At 68.2% G+C, this 17853-nt stretch carries 20 protein-coding genes; 10 read left to right on the top strand and 10 right to left on the bottom strand.

Annotated features, from left to right (window positions below):
- Window positions 1-117: 117 nt before the first annotated feature.
- Window positions 118-645, bottom strand: a complete 528-nt coding sequence (locus ACK4S9_RS01810) for an alpha/beta hydrolase (protein ID WP_409720700.1) — start codon at window positions 643-645, stop codon at window positions 118-120.
- Window positions 642-842 (bottom strand): hypothetical protein, encoded by a 201-nt coding sequence (locus tag ACK4S9_RS01805; protein WP_409720698.1) that lies wholly within the window; start codon window positions 840-842, stop codon window positions 642-644. The genes ACK4S9_RS01810 and ACK4S9_RS01805 overlap by 4 nt, the downstream gene beginning before the upstream one ends.
- Before the next feature lie 135 nt (window positions 843-977).
- Here ACK4S9_RS01805 and ACK4S9_RS01800 point away from each other — a divergent pair, with 135 nt between their 5' ends.
- From ACK4S9_RS01800 to ACK4S9_RS01770, 7 genes are all read left to right on the top strand, one after another.
- Complete coding sequence (locus ACK4S9_RS01800; RefSeq protein ID WP_409720696.1) at window positions 978-1481, top strand: putative molybdenum carrier protein; 504 nt, start codon at window positions 978-980, stop codon at window positions 1479-1481.
- Entirely contained in the window at window positions 1478-2146 is a 669-nt protein-coding gene (locus tag ACK4S9_RS01795; protein ID WP_409720694.1) for an SGNH/GDSL hydrolase family protein, read from the top strand. Before ACK4S9_RS01800 ends, ACK4S9_RS01795 begins: the two co-directional genes overlap by 4 nt.
- Before the next feature lie 92 nt (window positions 2147-2238).
- Window positions 2239-2511: a hypothetical protein gene (locus ACK4S9_RS01790; protein ID WP_409720692.1), complete on the top strand. Its 273-nt coding sequence runs from the start codon at window positions 2239-2241 to the stop codon at window positions 2509-2511.
- Window positions 2511-3518, top strand: a complete 1008-nt coding sequence (locus tag ACK4S9_RS01785) for a helix-turn-helix transcriptional regulator (RefSeq protein WP_409720690.1) — start codon at window positions 2511-2513, stop codon at window positions 3516-3518. The genes ACK4S9_RS01790 and ACK4S9_RS01785 overlap by 1 nt, the downstream gene beginning before the upstream one ends.
- 58 nt (window positions 3519-3576) lie before the next feature.
- The gene (locus ACK4S9_RS01780; protein WP_409720688.1) at window positions 3577-4464 is read left to right on the top strand and encodes a hypothetical protein; all 888 of its coding nucleotides are present in this window, start codon (window positions 3577-3579) and stop codon (window positions 4462-4464) included.
- A 180-nt stretch (window positions 4465-4644) separates the two neighbouring features.
- Complete coding sequence (locus ACK4S9_RS01775; RefSeq protein WP_409720686.1) at window positions 4645-5148, top strand: hypothetical protein; 504 nt, start codon at window positions 4645-4647, stop codon at window positions 5146-5148.
- Between the two features lie 228 nt (window positions 5149-5376).
- On the top strand, window positions 5377-6690 hold the full coding sequence (locus ACK4S9_RS01770) for a hemolysin family protein (protein WP_409720684.1): 1314 nt from the start codon (window positions 5377-5379) through the stop codon (window positions 6688-6690).
- On the opposite strand, the gene ACK4S9_RS01765 is transcribed toward ACK4S9_RS01770, so the two are convergent.
- From ACK4S9_RS01765 to ACK4S9_RS01740, 6 genes are read right to left on the bottom strand one after another with little or no spacing between them, the layout of a single operon-like run.
- Window positions 6687-7628, bottom strand: coding sequence for an electron transfer flavoprotein subunit alpha/FixB family protein (locus ACK4S9_RS01765; RefSeq protein WP_409720682.1), 942 nt, complete (start codon window positions 7626-7628; stop codon window positions 6687-6689). The genes ACK4S9_RS01770 and ACK4S9_RS01765 overlap by 4 nt on opposite strands.
- A gap of 12 nt (window positions 7629-7640) precedes the next feature.
- Entirely contained in the window at window positions 7641-8390 is a 750-nt protein-coding gene (locus ACK4S9_RS01760) for an electron transfer flavoprotein subunit beta/FixA family protein (RefSeq protein WP_409720680.1), read from the bottom strand.
- An 18-nt stretch (window positions 8391-8408) separates the two neighbouring features.
- Window positions 8409-9053 carry a maleylacetoacetate isomerase gene (gene maiA, locus ACK4S9_RS01755; protein WP_409720678.1) on the bottom strand — a complete coding sequence of 215 codons (645 nt, stop codon included), beginning with the start codon at window positions 9051-9053 and terminating at the stop codon, window positions 8409-8411.
- Window positions 9053-9772, bottom strand: a complete 720-nt coding sequence (locus ACK4S9_RS01750; RefSeq protein WP_409720676.1) for a fumarylacetoacetate hydrolase family protein — start codon at window positions 9770-9772, stop codon at window positions 9053-9055. Before ACK4S9_RS01750 ends, maiA begins: the two co-directional genes overlap by 1 nt.
- A 22-nt stretch (window positions 9773-9794) precedes the next feature.
- Window positions 9795-10859, bottom strand: coding sequence for a gentisate 1,2-dioxygenase (gene gtdA, locus ACK4S9_RS01745; protein ID WP_409720674.1), 1065 nt, complete (start codon window positions 10857-10859; stop codon window positions 9795-9797).
- Window positions 10860-10882: 23 nt separating this feature from the next.
- On the bottom strand, window positions 10883-12091 hold the full coding sequence (locus ACK4S9_RS01740; protein WP_409720672.1) for a 3-hydroxybenzoate 6-monooxygenase: 1209 nt from the start codon (window positions 12089-12091) through the stop codon (window positions 10883-10885).
- A gap of 111 nt (window positions 12092-12202) precedes the next feature.
- Here ACK4S9_RS01740 and ACK4S9_RS01735 point away from each other — a divergent pair, with 111 nt between their 5' ends.
- Window positions 12203-13114, top strand: a complete 912-nt coding sequence (locus ACK4S9_RS01735) for a LysR family transcriptional regulator (RefSeq protein ID WP_409720670.1) — start codon at window positions 12203-12205, stop codon at window positions 13112-13114.
- 102 nt (window positions 13115-13216) lie between these two features.
- Here the strand turns inward: ACK4S9_RS01735 and ACK4S9_RS01730 are convergent, their stop codons facing one another.
- Together ACK4S9_RS01730 and ACK4S9_RS01725 are read right to left on the bottom strand one after the other, a co-directional pair.
- Window positions 13217-14110 (bottom strand): LysR family transcriptional regulator, encoded by an 894-nt coding sequence (locus tag ACK4S9_RS01730; protein ID WP_409720668.1) that lies wholly within the window; start codon window positions 14108-14110, stop codon window positions 13217-13219.
- 30 nt (window positions 14111-14140) lie between these two features.
- Window positions 14141-15352 carry a flavin reductase gene (locus ACK4S9_RS01725; protein WP_409720666.1) on the bottom strand — a complete coding sequence of 404 codons (1212 nt, stop codon included), beginning with the start codon at window positions 15350-15352 and terminating at the stop codon, window positions 14141-14143.
- A 259-nt stretch (window positions 15353-15611) separates the two neighbouring features.
- On the opposite strand from ACK4S9_RS01725, the gene ACK4S9_RS01720 reads away from it, so the two are divergent.
- Both ACK4S9_RS01720 and ACK4S9_RS01715 read left to right on the top strand, forming a co-directional pair.
- Window positions 15612-16538, top strand: a complete 927-nt coding sequence (locus tag ACK4S9_RS01720; RefSeq protein ID WP_409720664.1) for an SDR family NAD(P)-dependent oxidoreductase — start codon at window positions 15612-15614, stop codon at window positions 16536-16538.
- A 20-nt stretch (window positions 16539-16558) separates the two neighbouring features.
- Entirely contained in the window at window positions 16559-17749 is a 1191-nt protein-coding gene (locus ACK4S9_RS01715; protein ID WP_409720662.1) for a Rieske 2Fe-2S domain-containing protein, read from the top strand.
- Window positions 17750-17853: the final 104 nt, after the last annotated feature.

Below are 17853 nucleotides of genomic sequence, written 5' to 3'. Positions count from 1 at the left end.
GGCCGCGAAGGCAGCCTGGCTGCCCCGTCGTCGCGGCGCAGCTCCGGCCGGTAGAGTTCGAGCGACAGGCGGCGTTTGCACTGGCGGAAGGCCAGCAGCTTGGACTTGGACAGGCACTCATGCTGCGCCGCAGCGCGCCAGGAAGGACCCGAACAGCTCGCACAACAGGGGAATGCGGGCGTCGAGGCGGTGATCCCCCGGCACCAGGTGCAGGGTGCAGCCGCGCTGGCGCGCGAAGCGGATCGAATGTTCGCAAGGGATCACCGTGTCGTCCCAGCCGTGCACGATCTCGGCCTGGTAAGCCAGGATCGCCGGGGCCGGGACCGGATAGTCCGGCATGTACAGCGCGGGAGCGAGCAGGAACACGCCGTACGCGTCGAGCCTGACCGATGCTTCCGCCGCGACCCAGCCGCCCATGCTCGACCCCACCAGCAGCAGGGGCTGGTCGAGGTCCGCGCAAGCCTTGCGCAGCTGCTCCAGCCGCAGCGCAGGATCGGCGGTATGCGAATAATCGAGGCTGGCGACGTCCCAGCCGTGCTCGCGCGCCACCTGCGCCAGCGCCGCGATCTTGTTCCCGTTCGGGCCGCTTTCCTTGCCGTGCACGAAATGCACCAGTCCCTTGCTCATCGAGGTGCTCACTTTCATTGGCAGGCGATCAGCGAGGCCAGCAGGTTGCCCTTGCCGACCAGATGGCGCTGCGCGTCGCGGGTGGTGTCGGTATGCGGGTCGTAGTAGCCGAGCGCATGCAGGCGCGCGTCGCGCGCGGTCTGCCTGCCGTCGGCGGCGGTGTCGATGTAGCCGATGGTATGGTAGCGTGCATCGGTCAAGGTCTGTCTTTTCATGCCGGGCTCCTGGTCGTGGTCGATACCGGCCAGTGTCGGGGCGCGCGCGACAGGCGGCGTCGCAGCGCGCCCGCGACAGCCCTTGTCGCGGCACGTCGCCAGACTGGCGCCTCGTCGAATCGATACGGAGGATGGATGGATGATGTGTTCGTGCCCGGCCACGGCTTCACGCTGGTGGCGGGTGGACAGACAGGCGCCGACCGGGCCGCGCTGGACTGGGCGATCGGCCGGAGCCTGCCCCACGGTGGCTGGTGCCCGCGCGGGCGCAAAACCGAGGACGGCATGCTGCCGGACTGCTACCTGCTGCAGGAGACCCCGCTTGCAGGCTACCTGCAGCGCACCGAGTGGAACGTGCGCGACAGCGATGCGACCCTGATCTTTACCCTCGGTGACCGGTTGGACGGCGGCTCGAAGCGCACCGCCGCATTCGCGGACAAGCTGGGCAAGCCCTGGCTCCATGTGCGCCCCGGCGTGCATCCCAAATACGTGGCGCGTTTTCTCGCGCGCCACGGCGTCAGGATCCTGAACGTGGCCGGCAAGCGCGAATCCTCGGCGCCCGGCATCGGCGACCTGGTTCGGCAGGTACTGTCGCAGACCATGCGCACCGCGCCGCCTGGCGAGCAGGCACCCCATTCTTGAATAAGGAGGCGCACATGGCGCACATCGTTTTGCTGGGCGACTCGATCTTCGATAATGCCCCCTACGTTCCGCCCGGGACCGAAGTGCAGGCCCGCCTGCGGGCGCTGCCGCGGCGACCGCACCGGGTGTCCCTGTTGGCCCGGGACGGCAGCGTGATGGCCGACATGGCCGCGCAGGTGGCGCGACTGCGCGAACTGCCTGTGCCGGCTGACTGGCTGGTGGTGAGCTGTGGCGGAAATGACGTGCTGGGCCTGGTCGGCGCGATGCATGGACCGGTCGGCACGGTACTCGAGGCCGCCGATCTGCTGGCGCAGTGGCAGGCCGGCTTCCGGCAGGCCTACCGGGACATGCTGGACCTGCTGCTGGCGCAGGGCATTCCGGTGGCCGTGGCCACGATCTACGATGCCGTGCCCGGCCTCTCGGCCGGCCTGCGCACGGCGCTGGCGCCCTTCAACGACGTGATCCTGCGGGAAGCCGTGCTGCGCGCGCTGCCGGTGCTCGATCTGCGCGTGGTGTGCAGCGAGCCGGGGGATTACGCATCCTGCTCGCCGATCGAGCCGTCCGAGCAGGGCGGGAACAAGATCGCCGCGGCGATCGGCGAACTGGTGCATGCGCATCCCCTCAGCGCGCCGCGGACCCGCGTGTACGGCGCCGCGCCGCGCTGAGGATGGCGGCGACGAGACATATTACTTATTGGAAATACTTTTGCTAAAATGGTATTTGAACCGACACTCCGGGCCGCCCGCCGGCCGCCAGCTTGGACATGCCTGCATTAATTATTGAACATACGCCCTGCGGCCCGTTCGCCGATCCTGCGCGGATGGTTTCCTGGCTCGGCCAGGTCTGCCTGGACCAGCCCTACGACGAGGCATTGCCCGAGGTCCGCGTCCCGCGCGACGACCTCGAACATCCGGACGGGACGATGCGGCATGCCGGCCTACGCTCGCTTGTCATGCCGCGCGACCATGCGATGGAGAGCGCCGCGCACGGCGAACCCGGTTTCCGGCAGCGCTGGGCGGAGGACTTCTGATGGCCACCAACCAGCAGTCGCTGCTGCGCCAGTGGCACATGCTGCGCATGGTGCCGCGCGCGCCGGCCAAGGTGGCGGCCAGGGAGCTGTGCGAGCGCCTGTGCGCGGCCGGCTTCGAGGTGACCAAGCGGACGGTCGAGCGCGACCTCAAGGAGCTGTCGACGGTGTTCCCGATCGTGGTCGACAGCCGCGACAAGCCGTTTGGCTGGAGCTGGCTGCGCGACGCCTCGAGTTTCGACCTGCCCGGGCTGACCCTGCCCGAGGCCCTGACGCTGACGCTGGTCGAGCAGCACTTGCAGCACCAGCTGCCGCCCAACGCGGTCGATGCGCTGCGCCCGCATTTCCAGTCGGCGGCCCGCACCTTGTCGACGGTGGACGACACCGCGCCGCCGCGGGCCTGGCTGGACAAGGTGCGCAGCGTGGCGCCCCAGCAGCCGCTGCTGCCGCCGCGCATGGACGACGAATGCCAGCGCATCGTCTATATGGCGCTGATGCAGGATCGCCAGCTCAGGCTGCACTACCGCAAGCGCGACGCCGACCGCCCGACGGTGTATCCCGCGGTTCACCCGCTGGCCGTCGTGCAGCGCGGCGGCCTGGTCTACCTGGTGTGCATGTTCGGCGCCTATGACGACGTGCGCACCATCGCCTTGCACCGGGTCCAGCAGGCCGAGGCGCTGTACGAAGCGGCGCGCCGCAAGCCCGGTTTCGACGTCGACGCCTATATCGCTTCCGGACAGTTCGGGGTGATCGCGGGCGCGCCGATCGCCCTGCGCGCCGTGTTCACCCGCGCCGCCGGAGAACACCTGTTCGAAACGCCGCTCAGTAGCGACCAGGCGCTGACGCTCGATGACGCCGGGCGCCTGCGCCTGGCGGCCACGGTCCCGCACACCCGCGCGCTGCTGTGGTGGCTGCTCGGTTTCGGGGACGGCGTGGTGATCGAGGAGCCGGCCGACCTGCGCGAGGAGCTGGCGGGAATCGCGCGGCGCATGGCCGCCGCATATGCCTGAGCAGGCAGAACCAGGGAATCGCATGTCCACCGTTGCAACGCGTCTCGGAATTTGATCCATGAAAAGAACACCCTATCTCGCTGATCCCGACGTCCTTTCCTTCGTCGAATGGATGGGACAGCACCTGCAAGCCGGTTCGAGGCTCGGCCACGGCTACGCACGCCCTGGTCTGCCGCCACTGTGCTTCGGCAATCTCGCTTCAGCGCTCGAACTGTACGAGTGGGCTTTCAGCTTTCGGCGCATCGACGGGCGCCGCTGCGCCGGCCGCAGCTTCGCCGAGAACGCCGCGGTGCTGGACGAGCTCCAGCTGCTCCTGCGCCGGGCCGTGGCCGGCGGCTCCGATGCCGACGTGCGTGACGCAGCCATTGAAGTGATGCGCTGGGGCGGGGTGGCGCCACGCAACGAAGAGTGGCTGCGCGCCAACGTCGGCGGGCTCGCGGCAACGCTGAGCCTGGTCCGCACGGCGCTCGCCCAGGATGACGATGCGGCCGACCTGGGCGCGACGCTGCGCTTCAACGCGGGGATGACAAAGGTGTATTCGCTATTGCTCGACAACTTCGTCATTTACGATAGCCGAGTAGCCGCGGCACTGGCGTGGTTCGTCTCCGCCTGGTCGGGCAAGAGGGAGATTCCCGCCAGCTTGCGTTTTCCATGCATGGCGGCGAAAGAGGACCCCAAGGCCGCGCGGCGCAAGATGCGCAATCCCCGGCCGGGTCGGAACGGGTTTCCCCTGCTGGGTAGCCGTCCGCATGTGCACGCAAAGTGGAACCTGCGCGCGAGCTGGATCCTGCGTGCGCTCCTGGAGGCCAATCCGGGCACCGCGTTCGGCGCAGGTCCCGCCGGAAGCCGGCGGCTTGAAGCAGCGCTGTTCATGTGGGGCTACGACCTCACGGCCGCGGGCGGGGGATTGGATCGTGCGGATCCGCTGGCCTTGCAGGCCGCTTGAGCGGTAAAGCCCTGCTCAGGCAGGATAGCCAGGCTACGCTCGGTCCGGTCCGACAGCGGTGTTATCATCCTTGTCGAGAATGATCCGATCGCCGTACGGGTAATCTGCCCGCTGCCTTGCCGGGCAAGCCCGGTCAGGCGGCCGTAGCGGTTCCTTGATCCTCCTTCGTGGATGCGCGAGATGAAATACCGGTTCAGCCTTACCCTGCGCCCGGCCGTGATCGGCGCGTTTGCCGGCCTTGCCTTGCTGCTGGCCGGCTGCGCCGGGTTCGGCGGCCCCAAGCCGGTCACGCCGGCCTGGCAACGCCTGGTTGTTGCCGCCGCCCCGGACGCCAATGCCGACAGCGCGCTGGCGGTCGACCTCGTGCTGGTCAAGGACAAGGCCGTTCTCGCCACGCTGTCGGCCATGACGGCATCGCGCTATTTCGCGACCAAGGCTGAGCTGCTGCGCGCTTACCCGGATGCGCTGAGCCTGCTGGCGGTCGAGATCACGCCGGGGCAACTGATCCGCATCGAACGCAAGCAATATGAAGCCGAGCGCGCATGGGCGGCGCTGGCCTTTGCCAATTACGCGACGCCGGGCGCGCACCGGATACGCGTGCCCCTAGAGAGCAAGGCCTGCCTGCTGCAGTTGAACGCGCAGGGGTTCGTCGTCAGCGACGACAGGACGGGCCCTGCCCGCTGACCGAAGGACGGTCTGCTGGAGTGCGCCCGGCGCACGCGTCATGCGCCCGCCGCTCGCCGCTCACGCGAGCCCCGAGGCGAGCTGCCATCCATCGCTTCGAGGAAGGCTCTGGGCCTTCCGCATCCCGCGCCACTCCGCTGGCCCGCTCCTGCTCGTTGCCACAAATAATTGTCAAACGTATACTGGGGACTACAGCGGCGTTTCGCCGGCATTCAAATCAGGTGTCCCGTGAGCTTGTTTCAACATATCGTCTTGATGATCCTGCTGGTGCTCGCCGCCGGCTTCCTGTCGCTCACGGAGATCGCCTTCGCCGGGGCGCGCAAGATCAAGCTCAAGCTGCTGGCCGAGGCCGGCGACGAGCGCGCCATCCAGGTGATGGCGCTGCAGGAGCATTCGGCGGAGTTCTTCGCCGCGTCCCAGATCGGCCTGAACGCGATCGCCATCCTGGGCGGCATCCTCGGCGAGGGCGCGCTGCGGCCCTTCTTCATCGACTGGGTGTCGGCGGTGTACGTCGGCCCGGCACTGGACAACATCGGCTTCGCCTTGTCCTTCCTGTTCGTCACCTGCCTGTTCATCCTGTTCGCGGACCTGATGCCCAAGCGCCTGGCCATGATCGCGCCCGAGCGCATCGCGATCGCGGTCATCAAGCCGGTCCAGTGGTACATCCGGATCTGCAAACCCTTTGCGTGGGCGCTGAACCTGGTCGCCAACCTGATCTTCCGGATCTTCAAGGTCGATACCGCGCGCGAGGACAGCATTACCTTCGACGAGATTTCCGCCGCGGTGGAAGCCGGCGCCCAGGCCGGCGTGCTGCAGAAGCAGGAGCAGCACTTCATCGAGAACGTGTTCGAACTGGAGTCGCGCTCGGTGGCCTCGGCCATGACCAACCGCGACAACGTGGTGTATTTCACCCTGACCGAGAACGAAGCCAGCATCCGCCAGAAGGTCGCCGGGCATTCGAAATTCCCGGTCTGCGACGGCAGCATCGACCGGGTGATCGGCTATGTGGATACGCGCGACATCCTGGTGCGGCTGCTGAACAAGCAGTCGGTGTTCCAGCTGAACGAGTCGAGCGTGCGCACCGTCCTGATCATTCCGGACACGCTGACCCTGTCCGAGCTGCTCGACAAATTCCGCGCCACCAAGGAAACCTTCGCGGTGGTGATCAACGAGTACGCGCTGGTGATGGGCGTGATCACGCTGAGCGACATCATGCTGACCGTGATGGGAAGCTGGGGCAGCCCGCTCGACGAGGACGACCAGATCATGCAGCGCGAGGACGGCTCATGGCTGATCGACGGCAGCACGCCGGTGGGCGACGTCAAGCGCACCGTCGGGCTCGAGACCCTGCCGGACGAGGAAGCCTACGAGACCGCGGCCGGCTTCATGATGTACATGCTTCGCAAGGTCCCCAAGCGGACCGACAGCGTCGAGTACCAGGGCGTCAAGTTCGAGGTGCTCGACGTCGACCACTACCGGATCGACCAGCTCCTGGTCAGGATCCTGCCGCCCCCGCACGGCGAGCCCGGATCCAGCGACTAGCCCAGTTCCTCCACCAGTTGCGGCACGACCTCGAACAGGTCGCCCACCAGGCCGTAGTCGGCCACCGAGAAGATCGGCGCTTCCGGATCCTTGTTGATGGCGACGATGGTCTTCGAGTCCTTCATGCCGGCCAGGTGCTGGATCGCGCCGGAGATGCCGACCGCGATGTACAGGGTCGGGGCGACGATCTTGCCGGTCTGGCCGACCTGCCAGTCGTTCGGCACGAAGCCTGCGTCGACCGCGGCGCGCGAAGCGCCCATGGCGGCTTTCAATCTGTCGGCCAGCGGCTCGAGCAGCTTGAAGTTCTCGGCCGAGCCGATGCCGCGGCCGCCCGAGACGATGACCTTGGCTGCGGTCAGTTCCGGACGGCTTGAGGTGGCCAGCTCGCGGCCGACGAAAGCCGACTTGCCGAAGTCGGCTACCGGCGCGATCTGTTCGACCAGGGCCGAACCGCCGGTGCTTGCTGCATCGAACGCGGTGCCGCGCACGGTGATGACCTTCACGCTGTCGCTGGATTGCACGGTGGCGATGGCGTTGCCGGCGTAGATCGGGCGCTCGAAGGTATCGGGCGACGCGACCTTGGTGATTTCCGAGATCTGGGCCACGTCGAGCTTGGCGGCCACGCGCGGCAGGATGTTCTTGCCGTAGGCGGTGGCCGGGGCCAGGATGTGCGAGTAGCCACCGGCGATCGCCAGGATCTGCTCGGCGACGTTCTCGGCCAGGCCGCTTGCCAAGTGCGGCGCGTCGGCGACCAGCACTTTCGCCACACCCGCGATCTGCGCGGCGGCTTCGGCGGCGGCGCCGCAATCGGCGCCGGCGACCAGGATGTGGACCTCATTTGCACCACCTTCGGCGCATTGCAGCGCCGCGCTCACGGTGTGGTGGGTAGCGCCCTTGAGGGAGCCGTTGTCGTGTTCTGCAATGACGAGTGCGACCATGTTCGCTTTCTCCTAGATGACTTTGGCCTCGAGGCGCAGCTTGCTTACCAGGCTCGCCACGTCCGGCAGCTTGACGCCGGCCGAGCGCTTGGCCGGCTCGACCACTTTGAGGGTCTTCAGGCGCGGGCTCACGTCGACGCCCAGCTCTTCTGGGGTGACGGTTGCCAAAGGCTTCTTCTTGGCCTTCATGATGTTCGGCAGCGTGACATAACGCGGCTCGTTCAGGCGCAGGTCGGTGGTGACGATGGCCGGCAGGGTCAACGCCACGGTTTCCAGGCCGCCGTCGACTTCGCGGGTCACGGTCACTTTGCCGTCTTCCAGCACCACTTTCGAGGCGAAGGTGGCTTGCGGCCAGCCCAGCAGCGAAGCCAGCATCTGGCCGGTCTGGTTCGAGTCGTCGTCGATCGCCTGCTTGCCCAGGATGATCAAGTGCGGCTGCTCCTTGTCGGCCAGCGCCTTCATGATCTTGGCCACGGCCAGCGGCTCGGTCTCGACGCTCGTCTCGACCAGGATGCCGCGGTCGGCGCCGATCGCCATGCCGGTACGCAGGGTTTCCTGGCACTGGGCGCTGCCTACCGAGACCGCCACCACCTCAAGGACCGCCCCGGCTTCCTTCAGGCGCACCGCTTCTTCCAGCGCGATCTCGTCGAACGGGTTCATCGACATCTTGACGTTGGCGGTGTCCACGCCGCTGCCATCCAGTTTGACGCGGACCTTGACGTTGTAGACGACCACGCGTTTGACGGGTACCAGGACCTTCATGACTTTCTCCTCACTGTGCTACTGCGCGTCGGGCTGGGCCTCGGGGCGGGCCAGGGCGAACGCATCCAGCGCCTCGCAGCGCGCGGCGATGGCGCCGATGAGCGGGTAGGGCGCCAGGTCGCACTCGAAGCGGCGCGCGTTGTACAGCTGCGGGATCAGGCAGCAATCGGCCATGGTCGGGGTGTCGCCGTGGCAGAACAGGCCGGTGGCCGGGCTGCGCGCCAGCTCGCGTTCCAGCGCTTCCAGGCCCAGCGCCACCCAGTGGCGGTACCACGTGTTCCTGCGTTCCTCCGGCAGTCCCAGCTCGCCGCCGAGGTACTTCAGCACGCGCAGGTTGTTGAGCGGGTGGATGTCGCAGGCGATCATCTGCGACAGGGCGCGCACGCGCGCCCGTCCGGCCGCATCCAGCGGCAGCAGCGGCGCTTGCGGGCGGGTCTCGTCGAGGTACTCGATGATGGCCAGCGACTGCGCCAGCACCAGGCCCTCGTCCTCCAGCACCGGCAGCAGGTGCTGGGGATTCAGGGCGTCGAAGGCGGGGGCGAACTGCTCGCCGCCGTTCTTCGACAGGTGCACGTGCAGGTGCTCGGCCGCCAGGCCCTTCAGGTTCAGGGCGATGCGCACCCGGTAGGAGGCGGAACTGCGGAAGAAGGTATGCAGCTTCATCACGCGCTCTTGATGACGTCGACCGTGATCGGCGTGAGGCCGTCGATTGAGCCGACCATGCGCTGGCCCGAGGTCACGGCGCCCACGCCTTCCGGCGTGCCGGTCATGATCAAGTCGCCGGGGCGCAGCTCGAACAGGGTCGAGAGCTGGGCGATGGTTTCGTTGACGTTCCAGATCAGCTTGGCCAGGTCGCTGCTCTGCACGGTCTTGCCGTCGACGGTGAGGGCGATGGCGCCGGCGTCGAGGGCGCCGCTGTCGGCGATGCGCGTGATCGGGCCGATCGGCGCCGAGTAGTCGAAGGCCTTGCCGATCTCCCAGGGGCGGCCCTGTTCGCGCATGCGCATCTGCAGGTCGCGCCGGGTCATGTCCAGGCCGACGGCATAGCCATAGATGTGGCTTGCCGCGTCCTCCACGGCGATGTCGCGCCCGCCTTTGCCGATCGCCACCACCAGTTCGATCTCGTAGTGGTAGTTCTCGGTGCGCGGCGGATAGGGCAGGGCCACCGTGGCGCCGGCGGCGACCGGCACCACCGATTCGGCGTCGTTCGGCTTGCAGAAGAAGAAGGGCGGTTCGCGGTCCGGGTCGAAGCCCATCTCGCGCGCATGGGCCGCATAGTTGCGGCCGACGCAGTAGATGCGGCGCACCGGGAAGGCGGCGTCCTGGCCGTTGACGGGAAGGCCGACGACGGCCTGGGCGGGGAAGATGAAGTTATCGCTCATGGTGTTGGTCCGTATTGATGGTTTATTCGGGCAGGAATTCTTCGCGCAGCTGGCCGATCGCTTCGAGCACCGGGCGGTCCGAGAAGCTGAACAGCACCGCGTCTTCAAGCGCTTCCAGCGCCAGCGTGGCCCAGGACGGCACCACGAAGGTGTCGCGCGGGGCGAAGTCGAAGCGGCGACCGCCGATGACGGCCGTGCCGCGGCCTTCCACCACGCTGTAGACGGTGCCGTCGGTGCTGCGGTGGGGCAGGCCGCGAAAGCCCGCCGGCAGCAGCTGCATGCAGGCGCCGATGGTGGGCATCGGCGCGCCGCCATTGAGCGGGTTCACGTAGCGCAGCTTGACCCCGAGCCAGGCGTCGATTTCCTGTTGGCGGCGCAGGGTCTCGAGCGCCTCGCGCGAGCGCTCGTAGGGATAGTTGAAGATCGGCGAGCTGCCGCCGCTGTGCTGGTGACGCACCGGCGCCATGTTGTTGCCATAGGCCGCGAAGCTGCGCCCCTCCGGGCGCGCGATCGGCTGGCTGGCGCTGTCGCCGTTCTCGGCGAAGCCGCTGCTGAAGAAGCGGATGGTCGGGATGTCGAGGCCGTCGAGCCAGACCACCGGCTCGCTGACCCCATCGATGCCCGGATTGCCGTGGTCGTGCCAGGCCCAGGCCGGCGTCAGGATGAAGTCGCCCGGCTGCATCATGGTGCGCTCGCCGTCGACCGCGGTGTAGGCGCCCTTGCCGTGGACGATGAAGCGCAGGGCCGACTGGGTGTGGCGGTGGGCCGGGGCGATCTCGCCCGGCAGGATCAGCTGCAGGCCGGCGTACAGCGAACGGGTGATCGAGGCGCTGCCCTTCAAACCCGGGTTCTCCAGGATCAGCACGCGGCGCACCGCTTCCTCGGCCGAGATCACCTCGCCGGCACGGGTCAGGTGCGGCAGCACGTCCTCGTAGCGCCACAGCGCCGCCTCGTAGTCGGGCGTGGGCTGGCGCGGCACCAGGGTGTGCAGCGACTCCCACAGCGGGGACAGGTGCAGCGCCTGCATGTCCTGGTAGAGCGCGCGGCGCGCGGCCAGCACTTCGTGCTGGTCCAGTTGCTTGTTCATGTCGTAGTCTCCTCGGGATGTTTTCAAGTCTCAAGCGCCAGGCAGTTCTCGGCATTCCAGTCGTACAGCCAGGCCAGGGCCTCGTAGAAGCCGGCGGCGCTGCGGCCCTTCCACAACTCGTTGCGCACCAGGCGCTCGACGCCGGCGGCGTGGTACAGGCGCCCCATCTCGCGCACCGACAGCACCACGCGCGCGGTGCGCGCGATGCGAGAGCGCTGGTAGAGGGCGAACGCTGCTGCCATGTCGTAGTCGCAGTGGCGCACCGCCGCGCCGAGGGTGACCGCGTCTTCCAGCGCCATGCAGGCGCCCTGGGCCAGGTACTGCATCATCGGGTGGGCGGCGTCGCCCAGCAGGGTAATGCGGCCGTCGGTCCAGTTGTCGACCGGGTCGCGGTCGGCGGTGCTCCAGCGGCGCCAGCTCGAGGGCAGGTGCAGCAGCTTGCGCGGCAGTTCGTCGATGCCGGTGAAGTAGGACAGCACCTCTTCCTTGCAGCCGTCGCTCACGCCCCAGCTTTCCTGCTCGCGGCTGTGGAAGGTGACCACCAGGTTGTACTGGTCGCCGCCGCGCAGCGGGTAGTGCACCAGGTGGCAGTTGGGGCCGGCCCAGACCACCGGGGCGTTCATGCGCAGTTCCTCGGGCATGTCGGCCACCGGCACAACGGCGCGGTAGACCACGTGGCCGGAAACGCGCACGCCGTCGCCCACCACCGCCTCGCGCGCCACCGATTTCACGCCGTCGCAGCCGACCAGGTAGTCGGCGCGGAAGGTGCGTCCGCCCTCGGCGACGACGCTCACGCCCCCTAGGTCCTGCGCGATCGATTCGATCCGGCACGAGGTGACCAATTCGATGTTCGGGATGGTCCGCACCTGTTCCAGGATCGCGGTGTGGATGTCGGCGCGATGGATCACCGCATAGGGATTCTTGAAGCGCTCGCGGAAGGCTTCGCCGACCTCGAAGCTGGCGACGGTGCTGCAATCCACGGCGTCCATCATCACCAGGCGCTCGGTGAACACGGCGCGGCGGCGCACGCCTTCGCCGGCGCCGAGGGCGTCGAGGGCGGCAAAGGCGTTGGGCCCGAGCTGCAGTCCGGCGCCGATCTCGCCCAGTTCGGGGGCCTGCTCGAGCACGGTCACGCGCAGGCCGAGCTGCGACAGCGCCAGCGCGGCGGCGATGCCGCCGATGCCGGCGCCGGCGACGATGACGGAAGGCGGGGGGGAAGCGCTACGATTCATGGCGGTCTCCTGTGTTTTTTATCGATGCCGCCAGTGTGACCTGCGATCTTTATTTGAGAAACTGATGGAGCTTGATTATGATGATCAGGTTTTCTAATAGAGGGAGCTGGTATGGGATTCGACCTTGAACTGCTGTCGATCTTCGACGAGATCTACAAGACCGGCAATGTGACGCGGGCGGCCGCCAACCTCGGCCTGCCGCAGTCGACCGTGAGCGTGGGGCTGGCGCGCCTGCGCGAGCATTTCAACGACCGCCTGTTCAGCCGTACCGCGAAAGGCATGCTGCCCACCCCGCGCGCCCAGAACGCGATCGCCGACGTGCGCCAGGCGCTGCAGGCGCTGCAGCATGCGCTGGCCGACCAGCCGGTCTTCGACCCAAGCGCCAGCACGCGCGAGTTCCGCATCTGCATGACCGACATCAGCGAAGTCGTGCTGCTGCCGCGCCTGTTGAACCACCTGCGCGAGGCCGGTCCCGGCATCCGCCTGCAGGTCGCGAAGATCTCGCCGGACAGCCCGGCCGAGCTGGCCGACGGCAGCGTCGACCTGGCGGTCGGCTTCATGCCGCACCTGGAGGCGGGTTTCTACCAGCAGGTGCTGTTCGACCAGCATTTCGTGTGCCTGGTGGCGGCCGCGCACCCGCGCGTCAAGGAGCTGCTGAGCCGCGAGGCGCTGCGCGAGGAAGCGCACGTGCGCGTGCTGACTTCCGGCACCGGCCACGCGATCGTCGACAAGGTGCTGGCGGGCGAGGGGATCGAGCGCCGCATCGCGCTCAAGCTGCCCAGCTTCCTGGGGGTGGCACGCATCGTGGCGCAGACCGAACTGCTGGCGATCGTGCCCTTCCGCTACGCCGCCGAGGTGGCGGGCAGTGAAGCGGTGCGCGCGCTGCCGGTGCCGGTGGAGCTGCCGCGCTTCCAGGTCAAGCAGCACTGGCACGAGCGCTACCATGCCGACGTCTCGAACCGCTGGCTGCGCCAGACCATCGCCAACCTGTTCTCGGACTGGGGCGGGACGACATCGGCGTAGGGTGCACGGCTTTGCCGTGCGCGCGTTCGACTATCGCATGCTTGACCACCACGCATCAGAAAGTTGATCGCGCGGTCGGCGAAGCCGACCACCCTACAAAGTCTACTGCGCCAGCATCCCCGCCAGGCTGGTGCGCACCACCTCGGCCGCCGCGCTCACCAGCGGATTGCTCGGCTGCTGCGCTTGCTGCACCATGCACAGCGTGGTTTCCAGGGCCGGCTGCTCGATCTTTTGCCAGGACAGGGCCGGCAGGCCGGCGCCCCGTCCCACCAGGCGCGGCATGATCGAATAGCCCATGTTCTGCGCCACCAGTTCCATCGTCGAGTAGGTGGCGTCCACCTGCAGGGCCAGGTTCACCCCGAGCCCCAGGCGCGCGGCCGCGGATTCGACCGCCACCCGGACCGAATGGTTCCCGTGCGGCAGGATCAGCGGCAGCGCGGCCACCGCGGCCAGGGTGACCTGGTCCTGGGCCTCGCCCACCGGCGCCGCGCCGATCAGGTACAGGGGTTCGGACACGATCGGCGAGATCTTGATGTTGGGCGAGGCCGCCGGGTTGTACAGCAGGGCGAAGTCGAGCTGTCCCAGCAGCACGGCATCGTAGAGCGCGCCGGACAGGCCTTCGACCACGCTGATCGCCGCGCGCGGGTACAGCTCGGCCAGGCGCGGCAGCAGGGTGGGGATGCATGCCCGTCCAATGCTCGGCGCCATGCCGATCGTGAGCTGGCCCGAGAACGCCGACTCCGAGTCGCGCACCGCGATCGCGGCCGAGTCCATCAGGTGCAGCACGCCGCGCGCGTACTCGAGGAACTTCTTGCCGGCCTCGGTGAGCATCACCCCGCGCCCGTGGCGGTAGAACAGGCTGGCGCGCAGCTCGACCTCGAGCGCGCGCACCTGGCGGCTCAGGGTCGACTGGCCCATGTCGAGCAGGTCGGCGGCCTTGATGTAGCTGCCGGTTTCGGCGATGCGGACGAAATGGCGGATTTGCGTGATTTCCATGCTGCCTCGGCGATGTGAATGAAGGTGGACTTAGGCGGCGCCGTGCATCGCGCATTGCAGCCGGCGCGCGCTGATGGCGCCCTCGAGACGCGCCGCCGATTGCTGCAGGCGTTCGAGCCAGCCCTGCACCTGCGCCAGGCTGGCCCCCGGCGGCAGGGCGCTCAGGCGCAGCACCAGGAGCACCTGGCCGGCGCCGTCGCGCACCGGCACCGAGAGGTGGCGCAGGTCGTAGCTGGCGCCTTCCGGCAGTTCGGCCGGCTCGTGCAGGCCGGCGCGCGCCTTGGCCGCCGCCAGCAGGCGCCGCTCCTGTCCCGGGGTGCGGTGGCGGTCCGAGTACAGGGCCACCAGTTCCTCCAGGCTGTCGCCGTCGTCCGGCCCCTGCAGGGCGATCGACCAGCCGCGCGCGCGCACCCGCTCCAGTTGGGTGAGCGCCGCATCCACCGTTTCCTGGTCCGGACGCCCGAGGCGCCGGATCCATTCGCCTTCGCCCGGCGCGCCGTGGCTGCCCACGAACAAGGGACCCAGCGGCGGGGCGCAGGGCACCCGCAGGCCGAGCCGGCTGCGCAAGCGGAATTGCGGCGAGCGGTTCTCGGTGGCGACATAGACCACGTCGCCGCCGACCGCGGCCACCAGGCTGCACTCGGCGTTCAGCTCGGCGGCCACCGCCTCCATCTCGTCGCGGCCGATTTCGGCCAACTGCACCGCCTCGATGGTCTCGCGCTCGGCCTGGGCCACCAGCGGTCCCGGCGAAAAGCGGCCGTAGCCGCGCTGGAAGAACAGCAGCGGGGCGGTGTCGCGCACCAGGGCCATGTCGAGCACTCCGCCCAGCACCATGTAATGGTCGCCCACCTCGGTCACGCTGGCGTAGTCGCAGTCGATCCAGGCCACCACGCCGTCGAGCACCGGATTGCCGGCCGGGCTGGGGTGCCAGGCCAGGCCGGCGAATTTGTCTTCCGCGTTGGACGCGAAGTGCTGGCACACGGCTTCCTGGTCGGCCGCCAGGATGTTGACGCAGAAGGTGGCCGAGCCGCGCATGCGTGCGAAAGTGCGCGAGGTCTGCATCGGCAGGTAGCCGATCAGCGGCGGGTCGAGCGACACCGAGGTGAAGGTGCCGATCACCATGCCGGCGGCGGCGCCGCCTTCGTCGATGCAGGTGACGATGGCGACGCCGGTCGGATAGCTGCCGAGGACCTCGCGGAAGCGGGCGCCGTCGATCTGCCGTGCGGGGGTAGGGGCTTGCATAAGTGTCTCGCTGTCTTTGTGGAAGATTCTGCCGGCGCCGCCGATGTCGCGCGGCGGGCCGTTTTCCTGATTATATAGTTCTAGAACGAATATTCAAGAACTTAATTGCACGATGTGCGCATCGGGCAGCGAGCGATGCAGATTCTGCATAGTAGCCTTGAAGGGTTTCGACTTGTACCGGGCAGGCGCAGGACTAACAATGCTCGACATTGGCAGCCGGAAAAACGCTGCGCACGCCACCTGGAGACAAGTAGACACCATGGACAGATTGAAGAACAAGGTCGCGATCGTATTCGGCGCCGGACCGAACATCGGCGGCACCATCGCCCACTTCCTGGCGCGCGAAGGCGCCCGGGTCTGCGTCACCGACGTCAAGGAAGAAGCCGCCAGCGCCGCCGCCGATTTCATCCGCGAACGCGGCTGGGAAGCCTTTGGCATGGCCGGCGACGCGCGCCGCGATGAGGACGTCGGACGCATCGTCGCCGCCACCGTCGAGCGCTACGGGCGCCTCGACATCGTGGTGAACATGGCCGGCCGGGTGCACTGGGACGACGTGCTGAACATGAAGCGCGACGACTGGGACGACTCGGTCGCCAGCTTCGCCACCGCCGGCCTGCTGGCCACCCAGCACGGCGCGCGCGCCATGCTGGCCTGCGGCGCCCAGGGGAGCATCATCCACGTGATGTCGACCGCCGCCCACTTCGGCGAGGCCGACGGCGCCTCCTACTGCGCGGCCAAGGCGGGCCTCCTGAACTTCGCCCGCTCCGCGGCGATGGACCTGGCCCACCACGGCATCCGCGTCAACACCATCACGCCATGCTCGATGGAGCACCAGCTCTGGACCACGATGCGCGACGAGATGTTCGACCCCGACTGGGTCCAGCCCGAGCGGCGCGGCTTCTACTCGCGCCAGGAATACCTGGACCAACTGCCGCTGCGGCGCTTCCCGCGCGCGGCCGACCTGGCCTGGGCGGCGGTGTTCCTGGCCTCGGACGAATCGTCCTGCATGACCGGGGCCGACCTGGCGGTGGACGCCGGCCTGCGTCACAAGTACCCGACCTGGACGCCCGGCAAACACGATCCGCGCGACATCAAGGATTACGCCCGCGCCACCCGCGTGACCCGTTATGGCGAAGAGCAGGAACTCCTCACGGAGCTGCTCGGCCAACCGATCGACCGTTCTTAAGAAAACCTCCGGAGACCCACATGGACACCATCCAGGACCAGCGTCGCGAAGAGCGCGCCCAACAATTCAGGAAACTCACCGAAACCAGCCGCTGCAAGCCGATGGGCCGCCTGCTGCGCCAGTTCTGGCAGCCGGTCGCGCTGGCCGAGGACGTCGCCGCCGGCGCCGCCATTCCGCTCCTGATCATGGGCGAGGAACTGACCCTGTACCGCGGCGAGAGCGGCGCCCTGCACCTGGTGGGCGGACGCTGCGCGCACCGCCGCACCCTGCTGCACACCGGCTGGGTGGTCGGCGAGGAAATCCGCTGCATCTACCACGGCTGGCAGTTCGACGGCAGCGGCGGCTGCACCAAGCGCCCGGCCGAGGCCAACAACGGCATGCCGCGCACGAAAATTCCCGGCTACCCGGTGCGCGAGTACATGGGCCTGGTGTTCGCCTACATGGGCGAGGGGGAAGCGCCGGCGTTCGACCTGCCGCGCAAACTGCGCCTGGAGCGCGAAGGCACCCTGGTCGCCAACGGCCGCGAGCGCTGGGACAACAACTGGTTCCAGCAGGTCGAGAACTCGCTCGACGCGGTGCACGTGAGCTTCGTGCACATGGCGCTCACCGTCGGCCCGTTCGGCAAGGCCGTCACCGGCGCGATTCCGGAACTGTCGTACGAGGAGACCTCGGCCGGCATCCGCCAGACCGCCAAGCGCTCCGAGAGCAACGTGCGCGTCAGCGACTGGACCTTCCCGAACAATAACCACGTCACCGTGCCCGGCCTGACCCCGGACGACCCCTGGATCGACGTGTTCGTGTGGATGATCCCGAACGACGACCTGAACACCACCCGCTTCATGATCTACGGCCAGGCCCCGGGCGCCAGCGAGGAGGCGCGCAAACGCTTCACCGACTATTTCGCCAAGTACGGCAAGTACGACCCCGCCGAGCACCACGACGAGCTGTTCGCCTCGCGCGAGTGGAAGAACCCGGACGACATCTTCGTCGGCCTGACCGCCGCCCAGGACTACCTGTCGATCCGCGGCCAGGCCCGCGTCACGGCGCGCGAGGACGAGATCCTGGGCCGCTCCGACCTCGGCATCGTCACCTTGCGCAAGCTGTTCTTCCGCGAGCTGGAACTGATCGAGGCGGGCCAGCCGACCAAGGAGTGGCGCTCGCTGCAGGACGCCGACGCGCTGCCGGTGCAGCCGGGCCAGGAAGCCGCCTGAACCGGCCAGCGACATGCTTCGAGGGCGGCGCGCGCCCGGCGCGGCCCGCGTGCCCCCCTCCCCCCCGCACACCCCCGAAGGGCGGTGGTGTTACCCAAGAATAG

This window comes from Massilia sp., from assembly GCF_046293535.1.
Taxonomy (GTDB): domain Bacteria; phylum Pseudomonadota; class Gammaproteobacteria; order Burkholderiales; family Burkholderiaceae_D; genus Telluria.
The sequence above is the reverse complement of the archived record's forward strand: the minus strand, read 5'-3'. Positions and strand labels throughout refer to the sequence as shown.